Origin of the sequence: Paenibacillus sp. NPDC056579 (assembly GCF_042793215.1) — a bacterium.
Lineage (GTDB): Bacteria > Bacillota > Bacilli > Paenibacillales > NBRC-103111 > Paenibacillus_S.
The window spans coordinates 13854-30468 of the sequence record NZ_JBHTVD010000017.1; the positions used below are offsets into that span (position 1 = coordinate 13854).

The 16615-nt window shown below is 45.9% G+C and carries 15 protein-coding genes; 5 read left to right on the forward strand and 10 right to left on the reverse strand.

Features of this window, described 5'->3' with window-relative positions:
• Positions 1-8 precede the first annotated feature (8 nt).
• From ACFQ88_RS36585 to ACFQ88_RS36600, 4 genes are all read left to right on the forward strand, one after another.
• Entirely contained in the window at positions 9-1112 is a 1104-nt protein-coding gene (locus ACFQ88_RS36585) for a glycosyltransferase (protein WP_379462578.1), read from the forward strand.
• Positions 1105-3552 (forward strand): O-antigen ligase family protein, encoded by a 2448-nt coding sequence (locus tag ACFQ88_RS36590; RefSeq protein WP_379462580.1) that lies wholly within the window; start codon positions 1105-1107, stop codon positions 3550-3552. The genes ACFQ88_RS36585 and ACFQ88_RS36590 overlap by 8 nt, the downstream gene beginning before the upstream one ends.
• A 211-nt stretch (positions 3553-3763) precedes the next feature.
• The gene (locus ACFQ88_RS36595; protein WP_379462582.1) at positions 3764-5377 is read left to right on the forward strand and encodes an S-layer homology domain-containing protein; all 1614 of its coding nucleotides are present in this window, start codon (positions 3764-3766) and stop codon (positions 5375-5377) included.
• A gap of 471 nt (positions 5378-5848) precedes the next feature.
• On the forward strand, positions 5849-6271 hold the full coding sequence (locus ACFQ88_RS36600; protein WP_379462584.1) for a very short patch repair endonuclease: 423 nt from the start codon (positions 5849-5851) through the stop codon (positions 6269-6271).
• An 865-nt stretch (positions 6272-7136) separates the two neighbouring features.
• On the opposite strand, the gene groL is transcribed toward ACFQ88_RS36600, so the two are convergent.
• From groL to ACFQ88_RS36650, 10 genes are all read right to left on the reverse strand, one after another.
• Positions 7137-8765 carry a chaperonin GroEL gene (gene groL, locus ACFQ88_RS36605; protein WP_239630050.1) on the reverse strand — a complete coding sequence of 543 codons (1629 nt, stop codon included), beginning with the start codon at positions 8763-8765 and terminating at the stop codon, positions 7137-7139.
• Positions 8766-8891: 126 nt separating this feature from the next.
• The gene (gene groES / locus ACFQ88_RS36610) at positions 8892-9173 is read right to left on the reverse strand and encodes a co-chaperone GroES (RefSeq protein ID WP_239630051.1); all 282 of its coding nucleotides are present in this window, start codon (positions 9171-9173) and stop codon (positions 8892-8894) included.
• A 237-nt stretch (positions 9174-9410) separates the two neighbouring features.
• The gene (gene tatC, locus ACFQ88_RS36615; RefSeq protein WP_239630052.1) at positions 9411-10166 is read right to left on the reverse strand and encodes a twin-arginine translocase subunit TatC; all 756 of its coding nucleotides are present in this window, start codon (positions 10164-10166) and stop codon (positions 9411-9413) included.
• 57 nt (positions 10167-10223) lie between these two features.
• The gene (locus ACFQ88_RS36620) at positions 10224-10499 is read right to left on the reverse strand and encodes a Sec-independent protein translocase subunit TatA/TatB (protein ID WP_239630053.1); all 276 of its coding nucleotides are present in this window, start codon (positions 10497-10499) and stop codon (positions 10224-10226) included.
• A 91-nt stretch (positions 10500-10590) separates the two neighbouring features.
• Positions 10591-11592: a molybdopterin-binding protein gene (locus ACFQ88_RS36625; RefSeq protein WP_379462587.1), complete on the reverse strand. Its 1002-nt coding sequence runs from the start codon at positions 11590-11592 to the stop codon at positions 10591-10593.
• Positions 11582-12082 (reverse strand): molybdopterin adenylyltransferase, encoded by a 501-nt coding sequence (gene mog / locus ACFQ88_RS36630; RefSeq protein ID WP_239630055.1) that lies wholly within the window; start codon positions 12080-12082, stop codon positions 11582-11584. Before mog ends, ACFQ88_RS36625 begins: the two co-directional genes overlap by 11 nt.
• Positions 12083-12123: 41 nt before the next feature.
• Positions 12124-12618 (reverse strand): cyclic pyranopterin monophosphate synthase MoaC, encoded by a 495-nt coding sequence (gene moaC / locus ACFQ88_RS36635; protein ID WP_239630056.1) that lies wholly within the window; start codon positions 12616-12618, stop codon positions 12124-12126.
• The gene (locus ACFQ88_RS36640) at positions 12615-13253 is read right to left on the reverse strand and encodes a 5-formyltetrahydrofolate cyclo-ligase (RefSeq protein WP_379462590.1); all 639 of its coding nucleotides are present in this window, start codon (positions 13251-13253) and stop codon (positions 12615-12617) included. The genes moaC and ACFQ88_RS36640 overlap by 4 nt, the downstream gene beginning before the upstream one ends.
• A gap of 147 nt (positions 13254-13400) precedes the next feature.
• Positions 13401-14165 (reverse strand): FkbM family methyltransferase, encoded by a 765-nt coding sequence (locus tag ACFQ88_RS36645; protein WP_379462592.1) that lies wholly within the window; start codon positions 14163-14165, stop codon positions 13401-13403.
• Positions 14166-14275: 110 nt separating this feature from the next.
• On the reverse strand, positions 14276-15040 hold the full coding sequence (locus ACFQ88_RS36650) for an endonuclease/exonuclease/phosphatase family protein (RefSeq protein ID WP_239630059.1): 765 nt from the start codon (positions 15038-15040) through the stop codon (positions 14276-14278).
• A 347-nt stretch (positions 15041-15387) separates the two neighbouring features.
• Here ACFQ88_RS36650 and ACFQ88_RS36655 point away from each other — a divergent pair, with 347 nt between their 5' ends.
• A complete protein-coding gene (locus ACFQ88_RS36655) occupies positions 15388-16524 on the forward strand; it encodes a hypothetical protein (RefSeq protein WP_379462595.1) in 1137 nt (378 codons plus the stop codon).
• The last annotated feature ends 91 nt before the right edge of the window (positions 16525-16615 follow it).

Below are 16615 nucleotides of genomic sequence, written 5' to 3' on the forward strand. Positions count from 1 at the left end.
TAATGCACATGAAAATCGCTCTTGTTCATGACTATCTGAACCAATACGGTGGCGCGGAACGGGTATTGGAATGCTTCATGGACCTGTTCCCCGAAGCTCCGGTTTATACAATAATATCTGATTTATCCAAAATGCCTGAACGCTTCAAGAAAGCTAATATCAATACTTCATTTGTACAAAACGTACCGTTTTCTAAAAAGCACTATAAGAAAATGCTCAGCCTATTACCGCATGCCGTCGAAAGCTTCGATTTACGCGAATACGATGTCATCTTAAGTTCTTCAAGTGCTTTCGCTAAGGGCATTATTACGAATCCGTCCCAAATCCACATTTGTTACTGCCATACCCCTATGAGATATGTTTGGGACTTGTATCACCAGTATTTAGCTGAAATTAACAATCCGATTTATAAAAATGTACTACCTTTTATTCTTCATAAAATACGCAACTGGGATTTTGTAAATTCCCAAAGAGTCGATTATTATATTGCAAATTCTATGAATGTATCTAATCGGATTCAAAAATATTATCATCGGGACAGTCAAGTTATTCACCCGCCCGTTTCGTTCGATCGTTTCCAGTCCAGCGAGTGTGGTAGTGATTTTTTTCTCATAGTTTCTAGGCTAATCCCTTATAAAAGAATTGATCTTGTCATTGAAGCTTGTAATCGGCTCCACCTGCCTCTTGTTATCATAGGTGATGGTTACGACAAAAAGCGACTTGAAAGGATAGCTGGCCCTACTGTGAAGCTATTAGGGTATCAGTCTGATGAGGTGATCTCCCAATACTACGCTAAATGCAAAGCATTCATTCTTGCCGGCGAAGAGGACTTTGGAATTACTCCTTTAGAAGCACAAGCCAACGGTAAACCTGTCATAGCCTTCGGCAAAGGAGGTGCTCTCGAAACTGTAGTCGGAGGGAAAACAGGCATTTTTTTCAATGAACCCACTACCGAAAGTTTAATACAAGCACTTAACCAGTTTGAGAGTATGACGTTTCACTCTGACATTATTCGACAGCATGCCAACCAATTCAATGAGAGCAGATTCAAGGAAAATATCATGGACTTTATTACAAGTGCAATTAAGCAAAAGGAGCTTTCCAATGTATAAGAAAAATCTTGCGAAAAATGAAGAAAAAACGTCTTTATTATTTTGGCTTCTGACGGGATTCGTTGTGATTTTCATGTTTTGGGCGCCTTTTCAGAAGGGGCTTTTTAACGGAAACACTTTCGACTTTGAGCGGCCGATTTATAGTTCATTAGTTTGGGGTTTTATTATCTTATTTGTTGCTTCGCTTTATTTATTTTACAACTGGAGATTTAAAGATCATCGGGATATTCTGAGTATCTTAGTCTGGTTATTGCCTATTTCTTATTTATTAGCCAAGACTTTTGAGGCATCCCGCTATTATGCAACTAACATGCTATACATCCAAATGCTCTATGCCATATTTTTCATTTTAGGTCTTTATTTGTGCAAAAGCGTCATTGGAAATCGTATTCTTACGTATTGCGTCATGTTGTCTGGTTATGTCGTTGTATGGTTCGGTATGATTAACTGGTTAGGATATAAAGCATTTGCAGCTGGGTTGGTACAATGGTTTGCAGAAATTCGTAATAATGAATACAAAGATGCTGTTATGATGGCGAGCAATCAATTGAGGCTCACATCTACATTCCAGTATGCAAACTCTTATGCTGCACTGCTTATCGCACTGCTTCTTGCAGCCGTATATTTAATCGTATCGAGCCGCAAACCTGTTACCATTGCTATCCATAGCTTCATGCTGGTTCCGATCATTATTTCTTTCTTGCTTACCTTGTCTCGCGGTGGCTTGGTCATTTTACCTATCGTATTACTAGTGGTATTACCTTTTATGAAAATTACCAAGCAATTGTTAATGTTCATTCACATAGGAGTCGCCTCCATCATTTCCGTACTTATTCTTAATAAGATCACACTAATTGGAGAGCAATTCCATTTACATCAGGATCTTTCTTCTGCTTCCACAGGACTATGGATTTTGATAGGTGCCTCCGCAGGCTGTGCAATCATTAGCTGGTTACTACAGCATTTTGCCTATCCAGCATTAGAACGCTTTTTTGATGCTAAAGTGAAAATCCGGTTCGCAAATATTCTGCTTCCTGCTGCATCATTGATTATCGGTATGCTCGCTGTACTCCTTGTTTTCGGAAACACAGGAGCCGTTAATTTGCTGCCGGAAGATATTAAAAACCGTATTGAAAATATTAACTTTGAGCAGCACAGCGTTTTGGAACGCGGTACCTTTTATGTGGACTCAATTAAGCTCATTAAAGATTACCCTATTTTGGGTGCCGGTGGCGGTGCATGGGCTGCGTTATACGAGAAATACCAAAACAACCCTTATGTAAGTAGACAAGCACATAACTTCTTCATCCAATACTTGGTGGAGACAGGGATCGTTGGTATTCTTATTTTGCTTGGGTTTTTGATTTATATTTTTTATTTATACATTCGAAGCTTCTTTAAACCATCCGGTCAAGATAGACATGTTTTCTATATTGTAACAATTTCGTTACTTATCCATAGTATAATCGACTTCGATTTAAGCTATGTATTTTTGGGGGTACTTGTTTTCTTTAGCCTAGGAGCGATGATATCCCATTTAGATTCCAATATTCAGTTTAAATTTGTTAAAGAAAAGAACATTCCTTACATCAACAAAACGGTGCCTGCATTACTCTTAGTGCTGTCCGTCGTAATGTTTTTTATTTCAGCCCAGAATTTAAAAGCAAACAGCTTCTTTCAAGTCGCTTTAGCAAATGCATCCGGAGGAAAAGAGATTACGGAAGTATTCCAACCGTTAGATGAGGCACTAAAAATTCATCCGAATCATCCGGATTATTCTCTTTTCAAAATCGATATTATGCAACAAGGCTATCAGCAAACAAAAGATGAGTCGTACTATAACGCTTTACAAAGCCAGATTAGTCAGTTAAAGACGGATGAGCCTCATAATCGGGCCCTCGTCGACCAAGAAATTCAAGCATATCTGCAGAAAAGTGCAATTGCAGAAGCTCAAAAGCTTGCTAAAGCTCAGATTTCCAACTTTCCTTGGGATATCACTTTATATGAAAAAACCGTATCCTTCGACTTTGCTTTAGCAGAGAAGGCTCGTGTTGAAAGAAATGAAGCACAAATGAAGCAGTACTGGGATGATGCTTTCAGCATTCACAATGCAGTACAGGCCAAAATGAAGGATTTGGAGAGCTTGCCTAAAGGACAAGTACAAGGTCGCGCATTTAACGTAACTAAGACCATGGCATTCAATCTGGGGCAAATCGAATATATTCGCGGCCAGTACGCTTCGGCCAGCGCTTTCCTTCAGATGTATGCTACTGACCAATTGGATGATCAACAAAATCGCGATATTGTCAGATGGTACATTGCCTCCCTACAAAAACAAAATAAAAACGACCAAGCCTTGTACGACAAGCTTATCACAAAGGATTCAAAAGAAAAGGATGAAATTAACAGGCTTGTGAACGCAACTTTTTCGGTTAAATAACGTTCTAATATTTGGGATTAAAAAATTCTTCAAAATGCTACCATTACTAGATAATAGATGTTAAAATGAGTTTTGTGTTTTTTAATAATTCGTTAACACAGGCTTATGCCTTGTTATATCATTCTGTCAAGAAAGGAGGTGACTGACGAAAATGGCGAATTCTAACATGCAACACGGATCAAGTAGAGAAAGTAATAGGAGGAGAAACCTGGTGTTGAATCGCAATTTTGTTAAGAAAACTTCTGCAATGCTATCTTTAATGCTTGTTATTGCAATGATGGTTCCTGTACTGGCATTTGCTGCTACTGGATTTTCTAATTTGACTTATAAGGACAATGCTGTAACTGGTTCTGTATACTCCGATGTTTATTTGGATTATAGCGCTGGTGACGCAGTTTACGTTAACGTTTATAGCCCAAGCGGCGCATTTATCACTTCTGTAAAAGCTGCTGTTTATAACAATGTTTATGACAGCAAAGGCTGGCACTACGCAATTAATGACCTTAAGCTTGGTAGTTATTATGATTCTGTAACAGTAAATACTACTGTTTACAAAAACAATGAAGTAACTGTAGGCGACTCTGTTTACGCTACTGTAAAAAACACGACTTCTAATCGTGGCAGCAGCGGCGGCGGTGGCGGTGGCGGCGGCTACTACGGTGGCGGCAGCACTATCTCCGTAACCAGCGATGGTTCCGTTGATGCTTACACTTTGACCAACTCCTTGGCTAACAATGATATTGTTACATTGGAGCTTTCTGGTGATCTTGCTCTTATTCCAGCTTCTGCTCTTGTAGACGCTGTAAAAGCCGGCAAAACACTTGTAATCAAAAACGCTAACGGTACTCTAACTCTTCCTCTTTCCGTATTGAAATTGGACGATCTTGCAAAAGCACTTGGTGTTGATGTTAAGGACATGAAGATCAAAGTATCTATTGCTAAAGTAACTGGCGCAACTGCGGATGCTGTGAAAGCAGCTGCAACAGCTTTGGGTGGTACTCAAGTAGCTGACGCTGTTGACTTCAACGTAGTAGCAGTAGACAACGGTAGCAAAACTGCAGCTGTAGACTTTGGTAAAACTTATGTATCCCGTACTATCAACGTTTCCAAAGAAGTTGACTCCAACAAAGCAACTGGAGTATTGTTCAACGAAACTACGAAGAAGTTCAGCTTCGTTCCTTCCACTTTCGCAACTGCGGATGGTAAAACGACTGCAACTCTGAAACGTAACGGCAGCAGCATCTACACTGTGGTTGAATCCAACAAAAGCTTCACTGACGTTGCTTCCCACTGGTCCAAAGCCGACGTAGAGCTTCTTGCTAACAAACTGGTTGTTGATGGCGCTACAGATACTACATTCCAACCGGACCGCAACATCACTCGTGCTGAATTTGCAGCATTGGTAGTTCGTTCCCTTGGCCTGACTGAGAAATCTGCTACTAGCACTTTCAAAGACGTTAAGTCCGATGCTTGGTATGCAAGCACTGTAGCAACTGCTACTTATGCTGGTATCATCGACGGTTATGAAGACAACACATTCCGTCCTGACGCTCAAATCACTCGTGAAGAACTGGCAGCTATGGTTATCCGTGCAATGAACTATGCTAACATCTCCACAAGCGTAACGGATCCTCAATCCGTATTGAGCAAATTCAAAGATGCTAATAAAATCGTTTGGGCTCAAAAAGAAATCGCTGCTGCGATCAATGCTGGTTTGATCAACGGTATGACTGATGACACTATCGGTTCCGCAGACCAAGCTACTCGCGCACAATCGGCTACTATGCTGAAACGTTTCTTGAACAAAGCAAACTTCATCAACTAATAAGATGAAGTAAGACCCGGTACTTCGGTATCGGGTCTTTTTTTATGTGACCAGCCGTTTATATATACGTTTCCGGTTACGGTTGCGTCTTCGGCGCAGCTTGTACCCTTACGCTCACTAAGTCGTTTGTTGCTTATCCAAACAAATTAGCTGTCAGCGTAAGTTGAGTTCCCTCGCTATATCGCCACGGTGATATATAGAAATCATATCATCAGTCATACGCTGCTTATAGTATATCGGCGATGTTACCGTCAGGACTAACCTTAATAAGGACAAGTGCTCCAGCTCACTGAATGGTTGCCAGCTCATATGGCTTCCATTAGTCAGCTGCGCACAGACTTAGGGCGAATGCCAGATGCGTGAAACGGTGTTATCTGATGTTCGGGACATCTCAAGTGTACTTAAAGGTGATTGCCTTTTTTCACAACTTCATTCATAATGGGAACAAACGTTCGTTTTGAGGTGCTATATATGTCCAGAAAGAGAACTTCTACCCAAAACTTTCATGTAATGAGCTCTATAAAAGGTAAAAACACAAAATTAGAACAATCAATTTCAAAAGCTATATGGAGAAAAGGCTTTAGATTTCGAAAAAATGTAAGAAGTCTTTATGGTAAACCAGATATCTCAATTAAAAAATATAAAGTAGTTATTTTCATTGACTCATGTTTTTGGCACGGTTGCAGACAGCACTACAAGCCTCCTACCAAGAACCTTGAGTACTGGTCCCAAAAAATAGAGCGTAACATCCAACGTGACAAAGAGGTAAGCAATTATTATCTTGAAAACAACTGGAGCCTGATACGAGTTTGGGAACACGACATAAAAATAGACCATGAAAGAATAATCAATCAGATATGTAATTGTATTGCCTCAAGTATGAAAAGGAAGTAATCGTCTTTGCTTTATGTATTCCCTAAAATTTCACATAATTTCTTATTTACGAGCTTCGTGAACTTTCATATTTGATTGTTCTCGTTAAGTGAATGAAATTATCCTCCCTAAGTGTACAGGTGAAAAATGCACAGCGACGGTTCCTGGTCATTTTTCTAACGCTTTCCCTTTCATGTGCGCAGGTGAGTTGTGTGCATTGACCTGATAAGACGTTTCTTTTACCGAATATGCGATTGCAATACAAAAATACTCTGCAATCCGACAAACGATGCATAAGTGTTTCGAATCACTCCCCCAAAAATAAAATAATCTAAAAGGATTATCGAATCGAGCCAATTATCAAACAGACTCTTGAAATGCATAGAAAATGGCAGAATGAACCTCAAAATGCTTCATCGAGATGTTTAAACAAGGACTTTGTTTTTGTAAGAATACATAAGACAAAGTCCATGGGCTATCAGGAGATTCTGAAAAATGTGGGAAAGCGAATGGCAAGACTTTTAAATCACCGCCGGTCTTAATAAGCGCTTACTCCTCACTCCCTTCTTCACACCCTTACCTCCCTGCTAGCAGAAGCTGATTTGGAGCTTCATGAGATCATGGAACGGTTGGGACATAAGGACGATGAAACCACATGAAGAGTATATCTTCGCACAAAAACCAGGAAGAGGGAAGCATCTGAAAATTTCGGTAATTCTTGAAAAGTCTGTAAAATGATCAGATTGTAACTGTAAAGAAATAAAGAAAAGAAGCTTCTCATCAGCATACACTGGTGAGAAGCTTCTTCGTTAGCCTATGTGGTCAAAAATGGAAACGACGTCTCCGCTAACGGAAGGCTTTGATGCATAAGGGCTTGTAGCCCTGATTACATCATGCCGCCCATTCCACCCATGCCGCCCATGTCTGGCATAGCTGGTTTATCTTTTTCCGGTTTGTCTGCGATAACCGCTTCGGTTGTCAAGAACATGGCCGCAACGGATGCCGCGTTTTGCAATGCGGAGCGAGTAACCTTAGCAGGGTCCACGATACCGGACTCGAACATGTTAACCCACTCGCCGGTAGCTGCGTTGTAGCCGATGCCTACAGCTTCCTTCTTCAAGCGCTCAACGATAACGGAGCCTTCTTGACCAGCGTTAGCTGCGATCGTGCGTACAGGCTCTTCCAGAGCGCGCAGAACGATGTTTACGCCCGTTTGCTCGTCGCCATTAGCTTGGACAGCGGAGACCGCACCGTACACGTTAACAAGGGCTGTACCGCCGCCAGATACGATACCTTCTTCAACGGCAGCACGAGTAGCGTTCAATGCGTCTTCGATGCGAAGCTTGCGCTCTTTCAGCTCAGTTTCAGTAGCTGCGCCGACTTTGATTACGGCTACGCCGCCAGCCAATTTAGCCAGACGCTCTTGCAATTTTTCTTTATCGAAATCGGAAGTAGTCTCTTCCAATTGCGTGCGGATTTGGGAGATACGTGCGCCGATGTCTTTTTTGTCGCCTGCGCCGTCAACCACGATAGTGTTTTCTTTCGTTACGCGAACTTGACGAGCCGAACCCAATTGATCAGGACGAGTGGATTTCAGATCCAATCCAAGCTCTTCGGTGATTACTTGTCCGCCAGTCAAGGCAGCGATGTCTTGCAGCATAGCTTTGCGGCGGTCGCCGAAGCCAGGAGCTTTAACCGCTACGCAAGTGAATGTGCCGCGAAGTCTGTTCACTACCAAAGTAGCCAATGCTTCGCCTTCTACATCCTCAGCGATAATAACAAGCGGTTTTCCTTGTTGTACGACTTTCTCAAGCACAGGCAGGATCTCTTGGATGTTGGAGATTTTTTTGTCTGTGATCAAGATATATGGGTTTTCCAATACAGCTTCCATTTTGTCTGTATCAGTAATCATGTAAGGGGAGATGTAGCCGCGATCGAATTGCATACCTTCAACCACTTCCAGCTCCGTTGCGAAGCCTTTGGACTCTTCAACGGTGATAACGCCGTCTTTGCCGACTTTCTCCATAGCTTCAGCGATCAGTTGGCCAACTTCATCATCAGCAGCGGAGATAGCCGCTACTTGAGCGATGGATTGTTTGCCTTCGATAGTCTTGGAGATGTTTTTCAGCTCTTCAACAGCCGCTTTAACCGCTTTGTCGATCCCTTTGCGGATAACCATTGGGTTAGCGCCTGCAGTTACGTTTTTCAAGCCTTCGCGAATCATCGCTTGAGCAAGAACTGTAGCTGTTGTAGTACCGTCACCGGCAACATCGTTTGTTTTGGTTGCTACTTCTTTAACGAGTTGAGCACCCATGTTCTCGAATGCGTCTTCGAGTTCGATTTCTTTAGCGATAGTAACACCGTCGTTAGTGATCAACGGGCTGCCGAATTTTTTCTCCAAAACGACGTTACGGCCTTTAGGACCCAAAGTAACTTTAACGGCATTAGCAAGCGCGTCAACACCACGAAGCATTGCGCGGCGAGCGTCTTCACTGAATTTAATATCTTTTGCCATGAGTGATACCCTCCCGAATAGTTTTGATTTATTTTAAGGTCGTTCCATTATTTGCATCATAAGTAGAAGCTGCGCTTTATCATAAAGCGATAGCTATTAGGCTAACTTAAGTAAAGACCCTCTAAATTAGGCAAGAACGGCAAGAATGTCGCTTTCACGCATAATCAGAAGCTCGCGGCCATCAAATTTCACTTCAGTGCCAGCGTATTTGGAGAAAATGATGCGGTCTCCCTCTTTCACTTCAAGCGGAATACGCTCTCCGTCTTTCAGAACGCCGCTGCCAACTGCTACTACTTTACCTTCTTGCGGCTTTTCTTTAGCAGTGTCAGGCAGTACGATACCGCTTGCTGTGGTTTCCTCCTTAGCAATGGCTTCAATGACTACGCGATCACCCAACGGTTTGATCATGAGAAAATAGCCTCCTTTAGATTATGGTTGTTCGTATACTCTCTTTAGCACTCGTGGATGTTAAGTGCTAACAACACTTATTATGATAATCAGTTTGTGTGAATTTTGCAAGTGCTTTTTCGGATTTTACTGTTTTTTCACACCTACATCATTGTGTCCAACCCCAAATAATTTATACGGCAGCCAAGATAAAGAAAAAGCCCGCCAAGCCGCAACAAAACGGTATAAGCAGACTTTTTATTTAGCGCCGAATTCTTCCTCCCATTCTTTATCCTTAAGCAGCTGTTTGCGGTACACGACCCCGGACAAGAACACGCTGATCTCGTACAAAATAATCATAGGAACCGATACGATGACCGCAGAAAGCATATCCGGCGGTGTAATCATGGAAGCGACTATAACCAGAATCAGATAGGCGTATCGCCGAATCTTAGCAAGCCTTTTCGGATTCAATATGCGCAGCTGCGTAAGAAACATTATGACAATCGGCAGCTCGAACAATAGCGAAATGGGGATCAGAATATTGAACATAAAGGAAAAATATTGCGCAATCCCGTACGTTTCCTGAAGCTGAAGCTTCTCGGAAATGCCGGATGTGAAGAGAAACGCCATTTTAAACACGACAAAATAGGCAAAAGCCAAACCGACCAAAAACAGAAGAAAAGCAAACGGCACGAATTTCAGCGAAGCTTTTTGTTCCTCTTCCCGTAGGCCTGGTTTTAAAAACGCCCAGATTTGATACAAAGCAACAGGCAATGTGACAATCAGTCCCGTTATTAGAGCGAAGCTCATATACATCCGGATGGCGTCCCACGGTGAGAACACGTTCCAGCTGATGTCTTTGGCGGGTGGCACGCTTTTTAAATACGTAATGATCGGCTGTGCGGCAATGAGACCGATAACCATCCCGATGACCAGAACGATCAATACCCAAATAATCCGTTTGCGAAGCTCGCCCAGGTGCTCGACCAGCGACATTCCTTCATCATTCATGCATTCATTCACCAACCTGCTGTGAAGTAAAAATCTATCGGCAAAAGTTGCCGTATATTAATCAGGCAGTCTGCGGGAATCTGCAGGCGGCTTGTCTTGCTGTGCCGGTGCGGCCGCTACGGGCTCACTTACCTGAGTGACCGGAGGCGGCGTGACGTCCTTACGCGGCGGCTGCTGCGGCTCGGAATCATTTAGATCGCCCATCAGGTCGTTGGCGGTTTTTTTGAATTCGCGGATCGTTTTGCCAAGTGCCCGTCCGAGCTCCGGCAGCTTGTTCGGCCCGAACAAGACCAGTGCGACAATAGCGATCAGCAGCAAATGGGAAATACTCAATTCAGGACCTCCTTTATAACTATAACGCCCTAAGCTCAAACAAACTTTCTCACCTTAAGCAAATATAAATAGATGGGTAGAATCGAGCAAACTAGCATCCCAGCATGCCGCCGTATCCCATCTCCGTAATATCTTCCCGTCGAATAGTCTCGCCTGCGCAGATTCGCGGCAGCAAGACGTCGAACGACGTATAAGGATCGTGCATGACGCAGCCGGGAAGCCCCATTACAGGCACTTCACCCAAATATCCGATCAAGAGCATCGAACCGGGAAGCATCGGCGTCCCGTAGCTTACAATGCGAGCTCCCGCCTGCTTGATCGCTCCCGGGGTACGGTCGTCCGGATCGACGGACATCCCGCCGGTGACGAGGATTAAATCGACCTTCTGCTCTTCCAGAAAGTAGCGTATTTCCGTCACGATCGCATCGCTCTCGTCCGGAGTCAGCCTTTGCTCTATGACCTCCGAGCCAAGCGCAGAAACTTTCTCCCGTACGACAGGTCCGAACTTGTCCTGGATGCGCCCCTTGAACACCTCGCTGCCGGTCGTAATCATGCCAACACGAAGCTTACGGAACGGCTTCACTTCGACCAGCGGCTCGACAGCGAGTTGCTCTACGGAAGCAATCTTGGCTTCCTCCACGATTAAAGGAACGACCCTGGTACCTATGAGCGCTTGCCCCGGCTTCACTACCGTATTCGTCTTGATCGTGGACATGACGATTTGATCTATAGCATTCACCGCATCGACGAGCGGCTTGTTGATCTTGGCCAGTCCATGGATGGCGGACTTCAGCGTCACCTTGCCTTCATGCGGCTCCGTCAGCACGACATGGCCGCCCGCAGCCGCGCGCGCCATGCGCAAAGCCGCCTCATCCTCATGCAGCCAGCCCTCCTCAAGCGCCATCGTATAGATGTGCTCCTTGCCGATGCTGAGCAGCGCAGGGATATCGCTTTCCTGAATCACGTGCCCTTTGCGGAACAGCCGGCCCTTGAATTGACCCGGAAGAATCTGCGTCAAATCATGAGCCAGCATCATGCCGATGGCATCCTCGACCTTCACTTCGCGCAGCATCGAGCTTCCGTCACGCTTCATACCCGTGGTCTCCTTCACGTCCGGTCAAAATGCCAAGCGCATGAGGCAGCTGATCCATAATGGCAGCCAAATTTTCCGATACGCCCTTAGGGCTGCCCGGCAGGTTAATGATCAGCGTCCGTCCGCGGATGCCCGATACGGCCCGGGACAGCATCGCACGCGGCGTTTTCTGCATCGAGATCATCCGCATCGCCTCCGCAAAGCCCGGCGCCTGACGATCGATCACGCCTAGCGTCGCTTCCGGCGTCACATCGCGGGGAGCCAGTCCGGTTCCGCCTGTTGTCAAGATAAGATCGACTTTGAAATAGTCGGTCATTTCAATCAGCGCGGCCATAATCTCGTCCTTCTCATCCGGTACGACGCGGTATTCGATAATTTCCCCGTTAATTTCCTCTTCGATCAGCTCCCGGATAACCTGGGCGCTCGTATCCTCACGCTCTCCCCGGGATCCTCGATCGCTTGCCGTTAAAATCGCCACTTTCCAACGCATAAGCTTACTCCTCTCCTTGGGCTTATTGTACAGCAAAGCAATTACAAATCGGTGTCGTTTCTGTGAAAATCTCCGCTTTTGCCCCCGGATTTGCTGACAAGCAGCGTAGGCCCGATCACCATGCCCTTTTCCGCCGCCTTGCACATGTCATATACGGTCAACGCCGCAGCGGATACTGCGGTTAAAGCCTCCATCTCGACGCCGGTCTGTCCTTTGGTCTTGACGGTCGCTTCTATGTATAGTTCGTCCACCCCGTTGTCCGAAAAACGGATATCTACACCGGTTAATGACAACGGATGACACATCGGAATCCAGTCCGACGTTTTTTTCGCCGCCATTATGGCAGCAACCTGCGATACGGCCAGCACATCGCCCTTGCCTATGCGGCCTTCCTTGATCAACGTGAGCGTAGTAGGCTGCATCGTAACCGTCGTCCGCGCCGCAGCCGTACGGCTTGTCTCCTGCTTGCCCGAAATATCGACCATGCGGGCCCGGCCCTGTTCGTTAAAATGAGTTAACGGCGTGTCGTTAGTCATCGATTCGCTCCCCCTGTCTTGGCGGCACGGATAGCTCTGCTCTCCGTAATAAGCTCGTCCAATCGAAAATCGAACAGGCCCATCGGCACTTCCTTAATCATTTGCATATCATAAGCGCCCGCAATAATATAAGGCTTGGTCCACCCTGCGCGGACATATTGCTGTATGAACCGGTCGTAAAAGCCTCCGCCGTAGCCGAGTCTTCCGAGCCGCAAGTCAAACGCGAGACCCGGAACCAGAATGACGTCAATCTTCTTCATATCATGAAATTGAGGAATATCGTCCTTCGGCTCGGGAATGTTCCATGCTCCCTTCTCCAAATCGTCATACGATTGGATTTCGAACAGCTTCAGCTGCTTGGGCTCGTGCTGCACCTTCGGTACCAGCACACGGTAATTTTTCTTCCAGCATGCTTCCATAACGGGGGTTACATCAACTTCGGACTTGACTGGAACGTATGTAAATAAAGTGGGCTGGTGGCCCGCTCCGGCGCAGGAGTCCATCATCTCTCTGATTCTTTCCCATAATGCATGACTGATGTGCTTAGACTTCTCGCTGCGTACGGAAGGCTCCAGAGCGTTGCGCTCGGCCTCCGCCTGCCGCCGAAGCTCAATTTTCCATTCTTTGATATTCATGTAACGGCCTCTCTTTGATGGGGTCGGTAACGTGAGGATATTGCTCCGCAACGAAAAAACATTATTTTCATTCAGTTTACAACAATTATCAGGTAAAAAAAAGCAAGGAAAGCAATGTCCCGCTTTCTTTTTCATAATTGTTACAAATTAGGGCTTTGGTTTCATAACGACATAGGGATATCCCGGTGCGGCGGCAAGCTCTTCCAGAGATACGGGTACAAGCCTTCCTTCCCTGTCGATCAGATGAAACGTGTAACCCACATTGTCGCGATATGAACGCAGCAGGTCAAAAAAAGGAGCCTCGTCGTCCTGAAGCGCCGTTCCGTTAAGCTCGAACACAATCGTTCCGATGCGCCGGCCATCGAGAAAAGACTTCATCCCGAGGAACGCGTGGTATTCGCCTCCCTCGATGTCGATTTTGAGCAAATCAATCGTAGGGAATAGGCCCGCATACCGGTCCAGCGCCTCCGTTTCTACGGAAACCGGAACCACGTCCTCTTTATAATGCTGAAAGTAGACGTCGGGATGCTTTTGAATAGAAGCGTTACCTTTATATTTCGCATTGGCATAAAAAGTAACGACCGTATCGCACGAATAAACCGCCTTGGGAATGACGGTCGTCCGATCATGCAAATAGTTGATGGACAAGGAATCGTTCAAATAAGGGACGATGTCGGGATTCGCCTCATAAGCGACGACTTTGCCCGTCGGTCCGACAAGCAGCCCCAGCAGCACCGTAAAATAGCCCACATTCGCCCCCATATCGACTACGGTTTGCCCATGCTTCACTTCATTAATAATAAAGCTCGTTAAAGGAAGCTCAAGCGCTCCTGTGAAGACCAGCTCCGGCATCACACTCAAATCATCCGCCGGTACAAGCAGTCTCCCGTTCCAGGACGTCGATATGAGCATTTTATTGCTTCCTATATATAATCCATGCATGGAGCGATCTTCCTTCCTTTGTTGAATACCAACGATCATATCCATACTATGCGGAAGGAGGGCCGCCCATGAACCGGAGCTTATGGGAATGAGATTTCATGCAAAACCGGGACATGATCGGATGCCCTTGTCGGCTCCGTCCATGCTCCAGTCGTCACAGAAGGATTCAAGCTTGTGAAAATATGATCAATCTCGCCGCCGCGGATCAAAGTCGAATGCAGCGGAGCTTGAAGCGAAACTTTATGAAGCACCGTTTCCAATTCCTTCATTAAAGGATCATTGGGCGCCGTATTTAGATCCCCCATCAAAACAACCGGAGCCGGGAGCGATTGTACGATCCGAATCAGCTCGGGCATTTGTCGTACCCGGTCTGCATTCGCAACGCCCAAGTGAGTCGTTACTATCGTGAGACGCTTTTGCTCTCCGTCCTGCAATTTCACCACTGCCTCAGCTGCCAGAACGGCGCGAGGCTCGCGAACTCCGGCCAACGGGTATATTTGAATGTTAATCAACGGGTACCGGCTTAATAATGCAATACCATACTCTGATAGCCCGTTGCGTAAAGCAGGAGCATAGGCATAGCTCATCCCGAGCTGCTTGGCCAACACTCTCGCCTGATCCTGGAGACCGCTCCGCCATTGGAACCGGTCCACCTCCTGCAGCGCTGCAAAATCGGCCTGGGCCTGCTGAATCTGATCGCGAATTGCAGACAGCCTGACTTGGCCGTCCAATCCTTTTGCATGGCGAATATTAAAGGTCATCAAGCAAAGCTTGCCTGAAGCCGGCAATATAGTAGAAGAAACAGGAACACGTACCGACGCATCAGCTCCCGGCCATACTGACAATAACAGAGCCACCGAGAGAAGTACGATTGCGCCCCATAAGGCCATTGCCCCTGCTGTGGCATGATTTTTAGGTGATAATGATGGCCGGGGTCTGAACTGAATCTGCATCGAGGTCTCCTCTTCTCCGGTTTCTTTATGCTTCCTTTTCTTTATGGACTACGACTAAGTTGAGCATACGATAAACAATTTTCTTTTGTATACAAGGGAACCATTGGTAAATTTCTTTCAGTACACTTTCAGCCGCCATTAATCTCCAATTAAGCTCCGCTTCACGGTTTTTTCATAATACGAGCCTATAATTCAAAGTGTAAGGAAAAACAAAATCATAAACGAAGGTGGAGAAGCCCATGAAAACAATCGGAAAAAAATTACTTACAGGTACGATCGCTGCAGGATTTTTGCTTGGAGGCGGATTGACCGCAGCACTGACTCAAGCGCAAGCCCAAGATACTGATACCAATGCAGCTCAAAATACAGAAGGCACCAGCACCAAACAGGATAGAGGCAATTTCTTCAAAAAAACGATGGAATTCCGTGAAGCAAAAGGAAGCAGCGTGGTGCAGCAAACAGCAACCATCCTTGGCGTAGAGCAGTCTGTCATTAAAGATGAGCTGAAGCAAGGCAAAACATTGGCCCAAATCGCTCAGGAAAAAGCAAGCTTAAGCGAAGCCGACTTCCTGGCTAAACTGACGGCTGCAGCGACGGCGGAGATCGATAAAGCGGTCACTGACGGCAAGCTTACTCAAGAGCAGGCGGACAAGCAGAAAGCGAACCTGTCGGATCGACTGACAAAAGAAATCTCCAACACGGGCAAAGGTGATTCTGGCGGCGATAAAGGCAGAGGCGATCTTGGTGGTGACAGAGGTAAAGGCGGACACTTCCCTGGCGGAAAAGGCCCGGAGAACGGACACGGCATCTTCGAGGAAGCGGCGACGGTTATCGGAGTGGAACAGAGCGTCATTCTCGATGAGTTGAAGCAAGGCAAGACGCTGGCTCAGATCGCTCAAGAGAAAGCAGGCTTAAGCCAAGAGGATCTGATTGCGAAATTAACGGCTGCGGAAACAGCTTCTATCGATGAAGCGGTAACAGCGGGCAAGCTGACTCAAGAAGAGGCCAATAAGAAAAAAGAAGGCATTGCTGACCGTGTGAAAAAAATGGTGGAAAACGGCATGAAGTTCGGCCAATTTGACGGCTTCGGCAAACGCCCTATCGGATCCATGGCAAGTCCGGAAACGCTGGCTACCGTTATCGGAATTACAAAAGAACAATTGACTACCGAGCTGCAAGCAGGCAAATCGCTCGTTGAAATTGCCCAAGCGAACGGCATTACCGAAGATCAGCTGATCAGCAAGCTGAAGGACAGCATGACCGATACAATCAAGCAGTTCGTTGAAAGCAAAGGCAGCTTCCACTTTAAAGAAAAAGCCGCCGCTTCCACGAACGCAGCGGAGGAAGCTTCCTCCAGCACCAGCGCAGCTGAATAATCCGCTTGCCGATTACAGCACAACCATTACTAAGAGAGCTGCCTATTCCGGCAGCTCTCGTTTATACATAACGACAAGAACAGGGTGAATA